16 protein-coding genes and 1 riboswitch are annotated in these 15,886 nt (G+C 51.7%); of the genes, 13 read left to right on the top strand and 3 right to left on the bottom strand.

The window, feature by feature from the left end:
* From NTW95_10805 to NTW95_10815, 3 genes are all read left to right on the top strand, one after another.
* Positions 1–598 (top strand): integrase core domain-containing protein (locus tag NTW95_10805; protein ID MCX6557902.1); only part of this gene is annotated, 598 nt, incomplete at its 5' end.
* A 143-nt stretch (positions 599–741) separates the two neighbouring features.
* Positions 742–1,968, top strand: a complete 1,227-nt coding sequence (locus NTW95_10810) for a glycosyltransferase family 9 protein (protein ID MCX6557903.1) — start codon at positions 742–744, stop codon at positions 1,966–1,968.
* A gap of 166 nt (positions 1,969–2,134) precedes the next feature.
* Positions 2,135–3,115: a radical SAM protein gene (locus NTW95_10815; GenBank protein ID MCX6557904.1), complete on the top strand. Its 981-nt coding sequence runs from the start codon at positions 2,135–2,137 to the stop codon at positions 3,113–3,115.
* A gap of 99 nt (positions 3,116–3,214) precedes the next feature.
* Here NTW95_10815 and NTW95_10820 read toward each other — a convergent pair whose 3' ends face one another.
* The 3 genes from NTW95_10820 to NTW95_10830 all read right to left on the bottom strand — a co-directional run bounded on the left by NTW95_10820 (position 3,215) and on the right by NTW95_10830 (position 6,762).
* Positions 3,215–3,994, bottom strand: a complete 780-nt coding sequence (locus NTW95_10820) for a prolyl oligopeptidase family serine peptidase (protein ID MCX6557905.1) — start codon at positions 3,992–3,994, stop codon at positions 3,215–3,217.
* 83 nt (positions 3,995–4,077) lie between these two features.
* A complete protein-coding gene (locus NTW95_10825; protein MCX6557906.1) occupies positions 4,078–5,604 on the bottom strand; it encodes a hypothetical protein in 1,527 nt (508 codons plus the stop codon).
* A 99-nt stretch (positions 5,605–5,703) separates the two neighbouring features.
* Positions 5,704–6,762, bottom strand: coding sequence for a GDSL-type esterase/lipase family protein (locus NTW95_10830; protein MCX6557907.1), 1,059 nt, complete (start codon positions 6,760–6,762; stop codon positions 5,704–5,706).
* A gap of 120 nt (positions 6,763–6,882) precedes the next feature.
* Positions 6,883–7,081, top strand: a riboswitch (cobalamin riboswitch).
* A gap of 152 nt (positions 7,082–7,233) precedes the next feature.
* Here NTW95_10830 and NTW95_10835 point away from each other — a divergent pair.
* From NTW95_10835 to NTW95_10880, 10 genes are all read left to right on the top strand, one after another.
* Positions 7,234–9,042 (top strand): TonB-dependent receptor, encoded by a 1,809-nt coding sequence (locus tag NTW95_10835; GenBank protein ID MCX6557908.1) that lies wholly within the window; start codon positions 7,234–7,236, stop codon positions 9,040–9,042.
* 19 nt (positions 9,043–9,061) lie between these two features.
* Positions 9,062–9,925, top strand: a complete 864-nt coding sequence (locus NTW95_10840; GenBank protein ID MCX6557909.1) for a helical backbone metal receptor — start codon at positions 9,062–9,064, stop codon at positions 9,923–9,925.
* Complete coding sequence (locus NTW95_10845; GenBank protein MCX6557910.1) at positions 9,922–10,677, top strand: ABC transporter ATP-binding protein; 756 nt, start codon at positions 9,922–9,924, stop codon at positions 10,675–10,677. The genes NTW95_10840 and NTW95_10845 overlap by 4 nt, the downstream gene beginning before the upstream one ends.
* Positions 10,670–11,644, top strand: a complete 975-nt coding sequence (locus NTW95_10850) for an iron ABC transporter permease (GenBank protein ID MCX6557911.1) — start codon at positions 10,670–10,672, stop codon at positions 11,642–11,644. The genes NTW95_10845 and NTW95_10850 overlap by 8 nt, the downstream gene beginning before the upstream one ends.
* An 85-nt stretch (positions 11,645–11,729) precedes the next feature.
* A complete protein-coding gene (gene alr, locus NTW95_10855) occupies positions 11,730–12,848 on the top strand; it encodes an alanine racemase (protein ID MCX6557912.1) in 1,119 nt (372 codons plus the stop codon).
* Between the two features lie 64 nt (positions 12,849–12,912).
* Positions 12,913–13,452: an RNA polymerase sigma factor gene (locus NTW95_10860; protein MCX6557913.1), complete on the top strand. Its 540-nt coding sequence runs from the start codon at positions 12,913–12,915 to the stop codon at positions 13,450–13,452.
* Complete coding sequence (locus NTW95_10865; protein MCX6557914.1) at positions 13,449–13,985, top strand: zf-HC2 domain-containing protein; 537 nt, start codon at positions 13,449–13,451, stop codon at positions 13,983–13,985. The genes NTW95_10860 and NTW95_10865 overlap by 4 nt, the downstream gene beginning before the upstream one ends.
* The gene (locus NTW95_10870; protein MCX6557915.1) at positions 13,978–14,463 is read left to right on the top strand and encodes a DUF5668 domain-containing protein; all 486 of its coding nucleotides are present in this window, start codon (positions 13,978–13,980) and stop codon (positions 14,461–14,463) included. Before NTW95_10865 ends, NTW95_10870 begins: the two co-directional genes overlap by 8 nt.
* The gene (locus NTW95_10875; GenBank protein MCX6557916.1) at positions 14,450–14,635 is read left to right on the top strand and encodes a DUF5668 domain-containing protein; all 186 of its coding nucleotides are present in this window, start codon (positions 14,450–14,452) and stop codon (positions 14,633–14,635) included. The genes NTW95_10870 and NTW95_10875 overlap by 14 nt, the downstream gene beginning before the upstream one ends.
* Positions 14,632–15,885, top strand: a complete 1,254-nt coding sequence (locus tag NTW95_10880; GenBank protein MCX6557917.1) for a DUF4097 family beta strand repeat-containing protein — start codon at positions 14,632–14,634, stop codon at positions 15,883–15,885. Before NTW95_10875 ends, NTW95_10880 begins: the two co-directional genes overlap by 4 nt.
* Position 15,886: the final 1 nt, after the last annotated feature.

Raw genomic sequence — 15,886 nt, forward strand, 5'->3', positions numbered from 1 at the left:
GCGACTGGCCGTACGGCAAAAGAAATCGGAAAAGAAGCTGCGCCGCAAGGACTATGTGCCACAAAATGCGGGGGACCTGGTGCAAATCGATTCGATCACCTTCTTTTTGGACAATATTAAACGCTACGTCATCTCGGCGGTAGATCTGGTCACCGGTTTTGCCTTTGCCTATGGCTACAAAAAGCTGAACAGCGCCAACGCCAAGGACTTCTTCCACAAGTTCCTCCACGTGGCTCCTTTCCCGGTCAAACATATCCAAACGGACAACGGCGACGAGTTTGAAAAGAACTTCCGCGTCGATATCCGTGCCAGCCCGATCATTCACTTCCACAACTACCCGCGCCATCCCCAAAGTAATGGCCATATCGAACGCTTTAACCGCACGGTCGAAGAACAACATATCCAATGGCATGAGGATGAGCTCCTCAGCGATGACCTCACGGAGTTCAACCATAACTTGATGGAATACCTTGTCTGGTTCAACACCGAAAAACCCCACCGCTCGCTTAACAAAAAACCGCCTTTGCGCTATTATATCGATTCGCTACATGCAAATAACAAAAAGTCCAATATGTTATGGACTCTTACACCTGCTTGACTTTTTTACGCTTTATTCATAAAATAGAAAAAAGGAGATCCTCCAATACCAGGGCAGGATAAACAGCTGGAACGCGGCGAGGCTGGATATAAAAGGCTAAAAACTATTTCCCGAACAATATGAACATACGTCAGAAAATCCATATGGACAAGCTTGCGGGAAAACCTGTGGCGCTTGTCTTGAATGTGGTTGCGCGCTTGCTGTCCGTGATCCTTAGACGCGACCATACGCTTCATGCTAATTTCCGGCGGATCGTGATCTGCAAATTCGTCGGCTTGGGCAGTATCATCCAGTTAACGCCGTTCATCCGGACCTTGCGCGCGAACTATCCAGAAGCGCAGATTGCTTTTGTGACCTCGGAATCCAACCGCGAACTGGCGGAGCGGCTCGGTCTGATCGATACCGTTATTACCGTGAACGATACAGCAGGCTTGTTCCCTCTCCTTTTCACCGCAGCACGGACATTGTTTCGCCTTTGGGGCTTTAGAGCCGAAATGTACATGGATTTCGAGCTTTTTTCCAATTTCAGCAGCGTTCTTGCGACCATGAGCTGCGCCAGGAACCGCATTGGATTCTTCAAGAGCTCCTTCGCCTACCGCTCCGGGATTTACAATTACCTGATCTATTTTAACATGAAAGCACCGGTGTCCGAGGTGTTTTTGCAGAGCGCGAGGCTGTTGGGGTGCAAGGTCATCATCCGCGAACTCCACAAGATTGAAGTCCGGGAAAAGGACCTCGCCGCTCTCAAAGCGGTCCTCCCCTTTGATCCCCACAAAAAATTTATTGTGGTCAATGCCAATGCTTCCGACCTCCGCGTGGAGCGGCGCTGGGACGGAGCCAGTTTCGCGCAGCTCATGGAAAAAATAGTGGAGGCCTTTCCCGATCGCCGGATTGTGCTTTCCGGCGTCAAATCCGAGGCCGCCTATACGTCCGAGATTCGCAACATGGTCCGCGAGCCCTTTCGCGAACGTATCGACGACCTCTCTGGCAAACTCACCCTGGGCGCGTTCATCGCGCTCCTCGACAACGCGGAGCTGCTGATCTCCAATGACACGGGCCCCATGCATATCGCCTTCGCGCTCAGGAAGAGGACGGTTACCCTCTGGGGGCCGGGCCTCCCGCTGCAGTATGGCGATGCCGTGAACTCCATCTCCATCCACAAGAACCTTTACTGCAGTCCATGCATCTACGAATTCGACATTCCGCCTTGCAAAGGCGACAACCAATGCATGAAGGCCATTTCTGTAGATGACGTGTTGGCGGCGGTCCGCGTCGCTATCACCAGCGCGCCGGTGGGGCGTGCAGTGGAAAGCAGCATGATCTACACCCGGGACGAAGGCCATTATCCCCTGGGGGTCGTAATCAAGTGATTCCATTTTGCAACTCCCATCATCCCTGTTTTCAGGTGGCACGTATCTGTCATCCAAGTGCCAGGCTGCACGCCTTGGTTCACATTGGGCGCTGCCTGCCAGACCATGTCCGTCTCTCCCACGCGCAACGCGCAGTTCTTGACCATCCATCTCCGGAGGAATTATCATGAAACGAAATCCCGGTTGGTTCAGAAAGTTCCTGTTCAAGGGCATCAGCCGCATTTATCTGGGAAAACCCGAGCAGGCCGAGTTCCTGGCCACTCGTTACGCAACGGTCGGTTCCATTGTCAAGGAAGGAATAAACCAGTTCTGCTACTTGGCGCGTTCCACCCGTTCCCCGGGCATCACCAGCATCCAGATCGAACCCACCAACCGCTGCAACATGAAATGTTCGATGTGCCCGGTCAACAACGGCATGGTCAGGCCCCGCGGCGACATGGATTTCGACCTGTTCAAGAAGATCGTGGACGAGAATCCGAGCATTGGCTTCTACCTGCTCATGAATTGGGGGGAACCGCTGCTGCATCCGAAGATTTTCGACATGGTGCGTTATATCCGCTCCAAGGGAGGACGGCCATTCTTTACCACCAATGGTGTGCTGCTGACGGAACAGGCCATGCGGGAAGTTATGGAAAGCGGCCTGGACCGGCTCACCATCTCCCTGGATGGCATGGGGAAAACCTACGAGCAAATCCGCGGACGGCCCTATGCCGAGATCAAGGAGCGGGTCAAAAAGCTTCTGCAGCTGCGCGATTCCTTTGAAAGCCCCATGGGGATTGATGTCAATCTGGTGGTATTCGACGAGACTGAAAGTGATGTTGATGCCTTTATAAAAGAATGGCGCCCGCTGGTGGACCGTGTGCAGATCCAGCCGAAGATCGAATTTTCGGGGAAACGGAAAACCCGCTGCAAGGAACCGTGGCGCGGAAATATCATCGTGCTTTGGGACGGTACGGTGGTGCCCTGCTGCGTGGATTACGAGGGAAAGCTGGCTCTGGGCAATGTGCGGGAAAAGTCCTTGAAGGAGATCGTGAATGACAAGCCTGCCCGCGCCCTGCGCGCGCTTCATAACCAGTACAAGTTCACCGGCCCTTGCGAGACCTGCAGCGAGTACGAAACCCCACTGATCCATCCGCGGTTTGATTGAGTCCCTGCGGATGTCAACGCTGAATTACAGCATCTTGGATCGGTTGATTTAAATCCAGATATGTATATTATAGTTTTTTTTGTAAAAATATCTGAACTTTCAGTTCTGTCGTCCCAAACGGTTCATCAGTTTCCAGAAACGGCCGTTGTTGGATGAAGACCAGGCATGTCCTCTCGGCGGCAGGTCGCGCAAAAGGATGGTGCGGTAGCCGTTTTGGCGATAGATCCGTTCCGAATCGATGCAGATGCGGATCAAATCGGGATAATCGCCGAGATTGTAGCAATAAACTACCCCGAATTGCGGCCCTTTAACAACAGGAGGCAGATTCTCTCCCTTCTGGTTGACATAGGCCTGGGAATGGGAAATGATGGCGTTGTAGAAGTGGGGGCGGCGGTTGGCTAAATAATGGCTCATTCCGGCCCCGGCCGAGAGACCGGCCAGGAAAACCCGGCGGGGATCGACCGTGTAATGGGCAATCACCGTATCGATGATCTTTTCGATGCCGTCAACTTCTTTGTCAATCTGCCAGCCTACGGCGCTACAGCCCAGGAAAGTGTACTCATACCTGGCGGTCGGAACGAGAAGGATGATGCCGCGGTTACGGCAAAATTGGATCAAACTAGTTTCTTCGATCGGACTGCCGGTGTATTTCTTCAATGAAGGGATATTTTTAAAACCCGGCGATATCACCCCATGGAAGTAGACCAGCAAAGGGAGCTTGCCGTACCTGGTGGCGGGAAGAAAGAGGCGATAGTCCCTGGAATTGCCCGAATCGTCGACTACCGGATACGGTGTTTCCAGGGTCTTGGCCGGCTGGAAAGAATTGCAGGCGTTAAAAGCGAACGATATAAGGAACAATCCCAGCCACGACCGATTCATTTTCACGAATTTTCCCCTGCGGCCGAGCCAGCGCTGTGTATTCCATCCAGCAGCGGCTGGCTTTTCTTCCGTAACGTATCCAGTTAAAAAACCAAGCTTTCGTGCGCCTGATCGTCGACGCAGGTAACCGCATAGACGTAGTCGCTGTCGGCGGGGATGTTGCGGTCGTCGTATTTAAAAACCGTCCCCGCGACCTCGGTGATGCGCGCCCACTTGGTGTTGTCTTCCGTACTCGATTTCCGGTAAATCCGGTGCGCGGTGATGACAAGCCCTTTCTCGGTGTTATCGGGGTTGGCTTCCCAGGTCAGGGTGTTCAGGGTATAGCCTTTAAAGAAACTGCGTTCGACGAATTTCGTTACTCGGAGGTTGCTCACCGATTTGATGCGAACCTTGCTGAAGGGATCGACCTCGATCGTTGAGACAAAAACTTGCGTTGGCTCTTCTATGGAGTTCCAGGCGACGAGCATATGATCGTATCCCGAATACAGAGACCACACTTCAACAGCTCTATCCGAAACGGCTGCAACCTTGTCCCATCTGGCTGCTGTTTGGTTGAACTTGTAAAGGAGAAGAACTCTACCAGGGGCCATGACCGCAGCGTAGAAATCCTTGCCGTGTGAGACCATCCTTGAAAAGAAGGTGTGCCAGGGAAAAAAGACCAGGCCGTTATTGAGCGGGATTATTGCGCTCATTTTTTGGGTGGCTGGATCAAAGTACCGGGTCAAGTAGTCACCCGAAGTGGAGGTGGAAAATAAGGTCATTATCTTGTCCTCGCTGTTGACGGCAACCTGGGGCAGGAAGGACCAGGCCGGGTTGGGGGAAACAACGTACCAGTCACCCGCATCGCTGTTATCCTTGTTGAATTCCGACAGGTAAATGACCAGGTTCTCATCTATATCTGGGATTTTATAATCGCTTTTCCAGACCGCCCAAACGTGGTCCTCTGAATCGACGGCGAGATGGGGCTGTGTCGAAGCGGTTACGCCATCCCTGGAGATATTGAAAGGGGCCCCGAAAGTGGCGTCATTCTTTCCCTTGCGGTGCAAGTAGGCTTCCTTGATGAAGGTATTGACTATCTCGCAATCGATGGTGACTACCTGGTCGGTTGAGTCGACGGTCATGCCACTGGTCTTGTCATACTTACCGATTCTTGGAATTGTGGCAGGGGCTGTCCAAACTCCGTTCTTGAATGACGCGTAGACCTGGCCGTTGGCATTTTCCCACATGCAGTGAAAGTTGTCCCTGCTGTCGATCTCTATATATGAGGAACCGTAGTCAACAAGCGTTGGTTGGGCGCCGTAAATTACCGCCGGAGCACTCCAGGTTCCGTTCTTCGGGCAATAAGAGTAATAAAATTTTGTTCCCTCAGGGCCCCTTAAAATCACCAGGCGGTTGCCTTTGGAGTCCTCGGCAACTCCGGGGCCGCGCCAGTTTCCAGTGTCGTTGGCTGGCGAGACTTGGACCATTTCAACGGTTGCGACTTGAGCGCCAGGGCTATCGGTTTTTACATTTGTCGGGTCCTTGGCCTCGGAGGAGGCGCCAATGATCGTCCCCATGAAGAGGATGGAGATGGCCATTAGTATGACCACAGGCAAAACAGATTTTTTCATAATGCTTCTCCTAAATTGTTTTCTTAGAACTAAATTATATAATATATCCCCAATAAAGTCAACATTTGACCAACCGCTTTTTTTTGCTTTCAAAGAAGGCTATTTCAAAAGGGAATTTGCCTGCAAATAGCGGACAATGGCCTGCACAAAGATCTTGTTGCCAAAGGCATTGGGGTGGATATTGGCTTTGCTGATCCTGAGGTCCTGGACCTTGTAAGCCAGCATTTCGTTCAGCGGGTCGAGAACGGGAAAGCCGTAATCGCGGCAGAGCTTTTTCACTATTTCGTGAATTTCGCCGAACAGGTAGTGTTCCATGTCGGCAAATTCGGTATGGATGACGAACAACACCGGGATTTGCGGCTGGGTCAAGGCGCGGATTTTGGCGAAGGCTGTGTTCAGGATCTGCCAATTCTCGGGTTCCTTATAGCCATCGAAGTAATAGCGGTTATACCCTATCTTAATGAATTTGTAGCCATCCTTGGAATATTGCGGCCGGGTATCGGCATTGGTTTTTTTCAAATAGAGACGATTTTTTATCAACATGTAGGTTTTTAAATGAGACAGGAGGCCGTCCAATAAATCGCTCCCGGTGGAAAAAAAGGAGTTGTAACCTTTATAGGTATGCAGGACTCGCCGCTCCCGGCTAAAAACGCCTATATCGTTCAAACTGTAGCCGATGATGATCAGGTCGGGGGAATACTTCAAAACTTTGTCCTGGATCCTCTCCGTTTCCTGGGGGGTGTTGTAGCCCATGACTCCGAAATTGATCACTTCCACTTCGGGGCGAATTTTTTGCAGCTCCCGCTCCAGCTGTTTTGGCCACGTATCTTCCAGCTCCAATCCGAAGCCGAAGGTGCACGAATCGCCGACGGCGGCGATGCGGAAAACTCCTTGCGGCTTGGGGATGGAATATTCCCGATCACGGATTCCGTCCTGATTGATCCTATACCAGGCATCGTCCTCGAAAGCGGAACTGCCGGGGATCAGTTCGTAACCCATAAGCGGATTGGCTGAAAAACGATGGGTTTTCAAGGACAGGGGGATGACCGTTTGCCCGTTGAGCTTGTTCCAGAAAACCCTGACAAAAACTTCGACGACTGCGACCGTTAAAACAGTCGCTAAAACGATGACGAAAATACGCAAAAAGAATTTTTTCATAAAACCATTCCTTGCTTCAGATAGAAAACATTTTACCACACTCATGCCTGGCGGGCAATATGGCGCATTGCCTCATCCTCCAGGTAGAGTTTTGATGAGGCCATGTGCGGTGTTGACAATTGATTTTTCGTTTAGTAAGATTCTTTTTGAGGCTTGATTCAAGGGAAGAGGGTTAACCCCCACAGCCCCCGCTGCCGTGACCGGACCAGGCTGACCTGGAAGCATCTTTGAAAGTCTCAGCCACTGCCCCCCGATGGGGTGGGAAGGCTTTTTAAAGATTCCGGAAGTCGGAAGACCTATCAGGTATCAACCCGATGCGCATTATCTGCGGAGGGCGGATAATGGTGACGCTCTAAGTCCTCATTTTTAGAGCCTTATAGCAAATTCTAAAATTTGTTAGCTTTTTAGAACAAATTATGAATTTGCTATCTAAGGCTCTTATCAAGTTCAGCTGGGTTAGGAGGTATGGCCATGGCGCGTAATTTGTTTTTTTTCTGTTTACTGGTGTTCCCGTTCATGCTTTTTTCCGGGGAAAAAAAGGAAAAGCCGGACATAGAGGAAAAAATCGAGGTCATCGGCAAGGTGCCGCTGGCCAAGGCGTTGCAGAGCGTAACGGTTTTCAATGAAAAGGAATTGGCGTTCCTGCAATTTGCCGGCTTGAAAGCGGCCCTGAACCAGACCCCGGGCATCCTGGTCCTCAGCGCCGGCCATCCCGGCCAGTTTGCCTATACGTTCGCCCGCGGCGCGGCGGTCAACCAGATGCTTTTTCTTGTCGACGGCTGCAAGCTGTTCGATCCCTCGAGTTCGCTGAGCGGCAATTTTTCATTTTTATCGCCCCAGGTCATCCAAAAAATAGAGATCATCCGCGGTCCGCTCAGCAATCTCTACGGTTCGAGCGCCATGGGCGGGGTAGTGAACCTGATCACCAAAAAGAGCAACGGGTTCGGTTTTTCCTTGAGCAGGGGGAGCCATGATACGTATGAGGGCGATTTTTTTTGGGGAGGGAAAAAGGCTGGGTTCAATTTTTCCCTGAACGGCCATTTCCTGAATTACAGCGACGGCGTGCCGAACGACAAGCTGCAAAAACAGGGGTTCTCCTTCAATTCGGGTTATGAAAAAAACAATCTAAGCCTCGGGCTCTCGCTGTTCGGCAATCTCGTCGCTTCCGGGATCCCGATCAACCTGGGTCTGCCCACCCCGCAACGGCATTATTGGCAGAAAAATCTGCTCTTTTCCGCCCCCTTCCTGTATCGTTTCACCGAACATCTTGACCTGGATTGCAAAATTTCCCTGCACTGGAATCAGTATGAGTTTTCCGATCCCGACGACACCTGGAACCCCTCCTACGGCAACAGTTCTTTCATTACCGCGTTGACGGCCCGATTCAATGCTCTTCTCTGGGAAAAAGTGAAGCTCATGGCCGGGATCGACTACTCCCTGCAGACGATCGACAACCAGAGCAACGGTGAGTGGCTGCTTGAAGAGGCCGGGACCAGCGTCTTTTCCCACTTTTTAAGCCTGAGTGCCGATCTGGGCAGATTCCTCCTTTCGGGATCGGTCCGCCTGGACAAGTACAAAAACCTGCGAACCGTCTTTTCCCCGCAAATGGGGCTTTCTTTCAACCTGCTGCCCAATTTCAAAATACGGGCCTCGTATGCGCAAAGCTTCCGGGCCCCGACCCTGCCGGAATTGCTTAACCCCTACTGGGGCAATCCGGCGCTGGTCCCGGAAACCGGGAAATCGTTCGAGTTCGGCGGCGATTTTTATTTGAAATCGCTGGCCCTGGGGATCAGCTTTTTTGATTCCCGCTATTTGAATCTGATCGGCTACAGCCCGCTTACCTGGAAATTCGTCAATATCAATGAGGCGATCAGCAAGGGAATGGAAGTGAGTTTAAAACAAACTTTTTTCAGCCATTGGCAACTGGGCTTGGCCTATACCTTTTTGAAAACCCGGGACGTGCAATACGATCGGGAGCTCTTGCGCCGTCCGCGCCACACCCTGTCGGCGCAGCTCACCTATCAGGGTCGCAGGTTCGATGTTTTTGCCGAGATGATCTACGTGGGCAAACGCCTCGATTACAACGAAACGCTCTGGACGGTTGCCGAAAATCCCTCCTTCAACACCTTCAATTTCGTTTTCAATTTCCATTTGTCGAGCGAGATGGCCTGGTTCTTGAATATCAGCAATGCCTTTAACCGTCATTTTGAAGAAGTGCTGGGCTACCCGGCGCCGTTGCGCAGGATTCTGGTCGGCATCAGATATCAGGGGACGAAATGACGTTGCGCCAATCCAATCCATGAGACTGAAAAAGGCATATTTGTTTTTTGGTTTTTTCCTGATTGCCGGCACGATCGTTGCCCAGCGGGTCGTGTCCATGGCTCCGGCCGTGACCGAGATTGTTTTCGCCCTAGGCAAAGGCGATTTGCTGGTCGGCGTCAGCCAGTTCTGCGATTATCCGGCCCAGGCTCGAGCCATCGCCAAAGTCGGCGGTCTGTTCGATGTGAACATGGAAGCGCTCCTGGCGCTGGCCCCGGAAATCGTCATCGCCTATCCCGAACAATATGCCCAGGTTCAATTTCTGGAAACCCGGGCACGGGTGCTGGTGGTGAAGCACGAATGCCTGTCCGACCTCTTCGCTGCCATCGTGGCGATCGGCAACGCCCTCCATGCGGAAGGCGAGGCCGAGAGCATGGTCCTGGCCCTGAAAAGAAAATTCGCCGCGATCAAGGCCCGGGCCAAGGGCAGAAAAACAATGCGGGTCCTGATCATCGCCGGCCGCAACCCGGATGAACTGAAAAACATGTATATCATCGGCAACCGCGATTTTCTCAATGAGCTACTTGAGATTGCCGGCGGCGTCAACGCCTACCGGGGAACGATCCGTTATCCGAGCATATCGATGGAAACGGTTGTTTTCCTCAACCCCGACGTCATCATCGAGCTTTCGGCCCATTACGAAGGGATAGGCGATGAACGGATTCATGAACTTTGGCAGCCGTTCACCATGCTGGCGGCGGTCCAAAACCGGCGGCTGCAAATCATCAAGGAAACGTTCTGGCTCAGGCCCGGGCCCCGGGTCAACATGATTGCCGAAGCGTTGGCCCGGTTATTCGCCTCAGCCGCCGGCGAAAAAGAACCGTCCACTCCGGCCGATTCATGATCCAAGTCAAGCACCTGAGTCATTCGCTTGGCCGCAAGACTGTTCTGCGAAACCTGGATTTCCATTTGCATGAAAACGATTTTGTCCTGATTTTCGGGCCGAACGGGGCGGGAAAATCGACCTTGTTGAAACTGCTGGCCGGAATCCTCGCCGCTGAAAAAGGAGATGTTTTTATCGGCCAAAAGAATATATCGCGCTATTCAAAAAAAGAATTGGCCACGCAGGTCGCTTATCTCCCCCAGTTTGACGATTTCAACTTGCCGTTGCTGGTCAAGGACATCCTGCTTTCCAGCCGCTATCCCTACCAGGCCCTTTTCAAGGGCTATTCGCGCCGGGATTACGAGATGGTCGAACGATCGGTCGAACGCTTTGCCTTGCAAGATGTTGTCGGCCGCAACATGCAGACCCTGAGCGGCGGCGAGAGGAAGAAGGTGCTGCTGGCCAGCGCCTTCATCCAGGACGTGCCGATCGTTCTATTGGACGAACCGTTGAATTTTTTGGATCCCGCCGGGGCCAGGCAGGTGATGCGCATGCTCAGGGAGATGCATGCCTTGGGGAAAACGATCGTGCTGGTCTCCCATGCCCTGGAACACGTTTATTCCCAGGCCAACAAGATGCTGGCGTTGAAAAACGGTGAAATCCGCTATTTCGGGGAAAAAAAATTTTCAGCCGAGCTGTTCCAAGATATTTACCAGGTATCGGTCAAACGGGTGTTTGCCGAAAACAGGGAAATCATCTACATCGATGAATAAAAAAATTTATTGGCTTGGTGCGATTGTTTTAATATGCTTGCTCATCATTCCGTTTTTCGGCGTCGTTCCCATCAAATGGCAACTCCTGCTCCACAAAAATACCGCCAGTTTTATTTTTTGGCAATTGCGTGTCCCGCGTGCCTTGCTGGGGTTCGTCGCCGGGTCCATTCTGGCGCTGTCGGGCCTGGTATGCCAGAATTTGTTTAAAAACAATCTGGCCACTCCCGAAATTCTGGGAATTTCTTCCGGAGCTTCGGCCGGAGCGGTTCTGGCGCTTAAATTCAATCTGCATGTCCCGTTTTTCGGTTTGGGCGGGATGGTTCTGTTTTCCTATCTGGGGGCCTTGTCGTCGGTTCTGTTTGTCCTGCTCATTTCGCGCCTGGTGCGCAATGCATCGCTGTACACCTTTTTAATGTGCGGCGTGGCGCTGAATTTCTTTTATTCGGCGCTGATTGTTTTTTTTCAATACCTGTTCGATTATGCCAATACCTTTTCGCTTTTGCGCTGGCTGATGGGGGGCATTTCCGTGACCGGATATCATGAAGTCATTTTATTGGCCAGCCTGCTGTTGCTTTTTCTATCGGCCATTTTTCTTTTCAAGAAGGAGTTTTTGCTGCTCGCGGCCGGTGACCATTTCGCGCAAAGTCGGGGTTTGCCGGTGCAGCAATTCAGGATAGCCGCGTTTTTGGGGCTGGCATTTTTTGTTGGCGCGGTGGTTTCGATTTGCGGACCGATCGGATTCGTTGCCCTGATCGTGCCGCACATATCCAGGTTGTGGGGCAAGAGCCATTACGGCCAGACCGTCGTTTTAACGCTTCTGCTGGGCGGCGGTTTTTTGCTCCTGGCCGATTGGCTGGCGCGAACGCTCGTCGCTCCGGTCGATATCCCGGTCGGGATTGTCACCTCGCTGTTCGGGGCGCCTTTCTTTTTGTCGCTGATCCTGTCGCAATTGAAAAAAGCGGAATGATTTTCCGCGGATTGAATAGCGCCAACATTTTTTTGCTATAATAGCAGGCGGGAAAATATTTTGCAAAATATTTCCCCGTTAAAAAATGAAAACACACATTGAGATCAACCGGGCCAACCTGCTCCACAACCTGAACGTCTTCAAAACCATCACCCGTAAAAAAGTGATGTTCGTGGTCAAGGCCAACGCCTACGGGCACGGTTTACCCGAGATCATCGAAATCAGCAAATCGCAGCCTGGCGTGGACCGCTACGCCGTGGATTCGCTCCAGGAAGCCCTGCTGGTCAAATCCCTGCAGCAGGAAAAACCGGTAGTGATCCTGGGCTGGAGCGATCCGGACGAATTGACGGAAATAGTCGCCAATGAGTTTGAAACGGTGGTCCCCTCCATCGACCATTTGCGCTTGACCCGGGAAATTGCCAAAAAATTGCGGCGCAAAGCGTTGATCCACCTGAAAATTGAAACCGGCACCAACCGCCTCGGCCTCGAGCCCGAAAAGGTCATTCGCCTGCTGGGCGATTTCCCCGACCCTTGGCTTGAATTGAAAGGCATTTATTCCCATTTTGCCAACATCGAAGATACGACCGATCCCACTTTTGCCCAGCAGCAGCTGGCCATTTTCAACCAGGTCATTGCCCGTCTCCCCGCCGGTAGGGTCATCCGGCATTTTTCCAGCTCGGCCTCCAGCCTGCTTTTTCCGAAAACTTTTTTCGACACGGTGCGGGTGGGAATCTCGGCCTACGGCTACTGGCCTTCCAAGCAGACCCACGCGCTGTATTTGCAGAAACACCGCAAAAAAATAACCTTCAAGCCCGTCTTGAGCTGGCATGCGAAAGTGGCCCAGGTCAAACAAATCAAAAAGGGTTCGGCGATCGGTTATGGGCTTACCTACCGGACGTACAGCCAGGTGAAAATCATCGTTGTCCCTATTGGTTACTACGATGGCTACGACCGCAAGCTTTCCAATGTCGCGCACGTGCTGGTCAATGGCGTCAAGGCTCCGGTCAGGGGCAGGATCTGCATGGATATGTTCATGGTCGATGTGTCGCATGTGAAAAACGTAAAAGTCGGCGATCGGGTAACCCTGCTCGGCGAACAGAAACATGAACATATCACGGCCGATACCCTGTCCGAATTGGCCGGCACCATCAATTATGAAATATTGGCCCGGATCAATCCGCTGATCCCGAGAATGATCGTTTGACCATGTCGGCAGCGGGCGCATTTTTATGGAACTTTTAAATTTTTCAAGTCGTTTATAGGTGTGTATGGATATAGCAGAAACCTTATTGAGGTGCAGAAATGGTGATCAGGAGGCCTGGAATATGTTGATCAATGCCTATTTCAAGGCGGTTTACAATATCGCCCTCAATTTTTTTGCCGACCGTGACATCGCCGCCGATGTCACCCAGGATATTTTTTTGAAAATGTACAACAACCTGGAAAAATTCAAGGAGGAAAAGAATTTTACCGCCTGGCTTTTCACCATCTCGCGCAACTATTGCATCGATTACTGGCGGAAAAACAAAAAATACCTCTTGAACAGCCAGGAATTGGACGAAAAAGTCAGCCTGCCTAGCCCGACCCCGGAAGATAACGTGGTCAGGGAATCGGAAATCAGGGAATTGAGAAAAAAAATAACCCAACTGGAGCCCGAATTGAGGGTCATGCTGATTCTGCGCGACATACAGGATCTATCCTACCGGGAAATCGCCGGAAAATTTTCCATTCCCGAAGGCACCGTAAAATCCCGTATCAACCGGGCCAGACTGAAGCTGGCCCAGTCTTATGTCCGGGGGGAAGCATGATGTACAAATGCAAAGAAATCGAATCCCTGCTCTCCGCCTACCTGGAGAATGAATTGCCGGCGGAGGTGACGGTGGATATCACCCAACACCTGGCCGCCTGCTCCCATTGCCTTGAGTTGAAGGAAAAAGTGGAAGAACTGATATTATCGTTGTCCGATCTGCAGGAGGAAGTTCCGTTCTTTCTCAAGAACCGGCTTTTCAACATCCCTGAAATTTCCGAAAAAAAGAAGCTCGCCAAGACCATTTTCTTCCCCAAATGGCTGGCCGCCGCGGCCGGCACGATCATCCTGTTCCTGAACCTGTCCTATTTCACCAATATTTTCCCGCCGCTCAACCGCACCATGCACACGGTGGTCGGCTCCATCGAAACCTTCGTGGTTCAGACCGGAGGCTGGTTCGAACAGATCAAGGAATCCAAGAATCTGCTGCTGTTCACCTTTTTCAACAAGAAAAGCAGCGAAAGCAAGGCTGAAAAATTGAACGCGGGCTTCAATGTAAATAAAGAAATGAGCAAAGGAGGAAACAATGGCTAACAATGAAGAAGCGAACAAGGTCCAGAAGGAGAAGAATCCGTCCTTAGCTGCTTTTCTGGCGATATTCCCCGGCATGGGAGCCATTTACAATGGCAACATCATCAAGGGCATCACCTACATGGTGATTTTTGCCGTGTTGATCGTTTTGACGGACAACGCCAATGACCCGGATGCGATTGTGTTTGGCCTGATGATCGCCGGTTTTTTCATTTTCCAGGTCCTGGACAGCTACAATGAAGCCGGCCGGATCAATAAAAATGTCCTGGCTGAAGAAAGTCCCGCCAGCCAGAAAGAAGACTTGTCCCTGTTTGCGTCCATCACCGTGCTGGTGATCGGGATTATTTTCCAGCTGGTCGAATTCGACGTGCTTACCTACCGCCAGGTTACGCGCCTGTGGCCGCTGGTGCTGATCATCTTTGGCATTAAGATCGTTTACAATTACTTTAAAAAAGAGGAGAGCAAAAATGGCAAAAGCTAAAAAAGAGTCGCTTTTCTGGGGATTCATCATCCTGCTGCTGGGGGTGCTGTTTCTGTTGAAAAACTACGGCCTTGAAATCAACGTCTGGCACCTGATCGGGAAATACTGGCCGTTGATCCTGATTTATATCGGCTTGAAAAATATTTACTTTTACGCAAAAAAGAATCAATGAAAAAAAGAGAAATTGTCATCGTGGTTTTGCTGATCGTTTTCGGGGTTGTCTACAACGTCGTTGAGAAGGGCAGGATCAGGTTCGCTGGTGATTTTTCCAGGTACTTCGACCCGATGCGCCTGGTCAGCGACCGCTATAGCGAGTTTCCCCAAAACGAGAAGATATTCCCGGCGCCGGGCAAAATTACGATTGCCAATCCGGCCGGAGAAATCACCATTGACAAATCGCTCGACAACCAGGTCCATCTTTTTTCCTTTTTCAGGGTTTATTTCCAGGACAAGGAGGATACGTTTTCCAAAAAAATCGTGCAACATGCCCGGGTGCTTACCCAGGTCGAAAACAATGAGTTGACTGTTTCCGCCGATTGCCGGCCCGAATTTCCCTTCAACCGGCTGAGAGTCCGCCTGCAACTCCTGGTTCCCGCCGGTGTCGTGTTGGCTCTCGACAACCGCGAGGGGATCGTCTCCATCCGCCACTGCGGCAAGGACATTTTCCTGCGCCAGGAAAACGGCAATGTGGTTCTGGAAGACATCCCGTCCGCGGTCAAGCTGGAGCTCACCCATGGCAATCTGCATGCGAAAAACATCGCGGGGAATGTCGCCATTGCCACGCGGCAAAGCGAGATTTTTTTGGAAGACGCGGCGGCCGTGCGCCTGCAGGCAAGGCATGCCGACTGCGAGCTGAAAAAAATAGCAGGTCCGGTGTGGATCGAACACGCCTACGGGCGCATCACCTTGGATGGCGCCGGGCAAGCGGAAGTCTACGGACGGCACAGCCAAATAGCGGCGCGGAACATCCGCAATGGCCTCAAACTCAGCAATGCCTTCGATGGCATCCTCCTCGAAAACATCCATGGCGATGTCAGCGTGTCGGGCCGATCGAGCAAAATCGAGATGCGCCAGGTCATCGCCAAAAACATGGTGATCGAAAATTCTTTTGCCGATACCGTCATTGAGGGTTATTCGGGAGAAACCCTGAATGCGCTGATCAAGAACGGAAATTTTGCGCTGAGCTCCAGCACGATCGCCGAGCGCTTGAATGTCGAATCGAGTTATGCCCGGATCGATCTGCTCCCGGGAGCGTGGGCGGATCCGGCTTTCAACCTGAAGACGTCCCACGGCCGGATATACAACCAGTCCTCCTTCAGCATGGAACTTTTCCAGGAAAAGGACGAAAGTTTCGCCAATCGCAGCGGCCAGAAGCCCGAAGTGGTCATCAACAATGTTTATGGTGATATTTACTTGAAATGAA

The organism is Candidatus Aminicenantes bacterium (assembly GCA_026393795.1).
Lineage (GTDB): Bacteria > Acidobacteriota > Aminicenantia > UBA2199 > UBA2199 > UBA2199.

Bases quoted from the DNA above. Each gene is read 5' to 3' on its own strand.
- NTW95_10845 (MCX6557910.1), top strand. From the start codon at position 9,922: ATGATCCAAGTCAAGCACCTGAGTCATTCGCTTGGCCGCAAGACTGTT.
- NTW95_10835 (MCX6557908.1), top strand. From the start codon at position 7,234: ATGGCGCGTAATTTGTTTTTTTTCTGTTTACTGGTGTTCCCGTTCATG.
- NTW95_10860 (MCX6557913.1), top strand. From the start codon at position 12,913: ATGGATATAGCAGAAACCTTATTGAGGTGCAGAAATGGTGATCAGGAG.
- NTW95_10825 (MCX6557906.1), bottom strand. From the start codon at position 5,604: ATGAAAAAATCTGTTTTGCCTGTGGTCATACTAATGGCCATCTCCATC.
- NTW95_10830 (MCX6557907.1), bottom strand. From the start codon at position 6,762: ATGAAAAAATTCTTTTTGCGTATTTTCGTCATCGTTTTAGCGACTGTT.
- NTW95_10810 (MCX6557903.1), top strand. From the start codon at position 742: ATGGACAAGCTTGCGGGAAAACCTGTGGCGCTTGTCTTGAATGTGGTT.
- NTW95_10840 (MCX6557909.1), top strand. From the start codon at position 9,062: ATGAGACTGAAAAAGGCATATTTGTTTTTTGGTTTTTTCCTGATTGCC.
- NTW95_10865 (MCX6557914.1), top strand. From the start codon at position 13,449: ATGATGTACAAATGCAAAGAAATCGAATCCCTGCTCTCCGCCTACCTG.
- NTW95_10870 (MCX6557915.1), top strand. From the start codon at position 13,978: ATGGCTAACAATGAAGAAGCGAACAAGGTCCAGAAGGAGAAGAATCCG.
- NTW95_10850 (MCX6557911.1), top strand. From the start codon at position 10,670: ATGAATAAAAAAATTTATTGGCTTGGTGCGATTGTTTTAATATGCTTG.
- NTW95_10815 (MCX6557904.1), top strand. From the start codon at position 2,135: ATGAAACGAAATCCCGGTTGGTTCAGAAAGTTCCTGTTCAAGGGCATC.
- NTW95_10875 (MCX6557916.1), top strand. From the start codon at position 14,450: ATGGCAAAAGCTAAAAAAGAGTCGCTTTTCTGGGGATTCATCATCCTG.
- alr (MCX6557912.1), top strand. From the start codon at position 11,730: ATGAAAACACACATTGAGATCAACCGGGCCAACCTGCTCCACAACCTG.
- NTW95_10820 (MCX6557905.1), bottom strand. From the start codon at position 3,994: ATGAATCGGTCGTGGCTGGGATTGTTCCTTATATCGTTCGCTTTTAAC.
- NTW95_10880 (MCX6557917.1), top strand. From the start codon at position 14,632: ATGAAAAAAAGAGAAATTGTCATCGTGGTTTTGCTGATCGTTTTCGGG.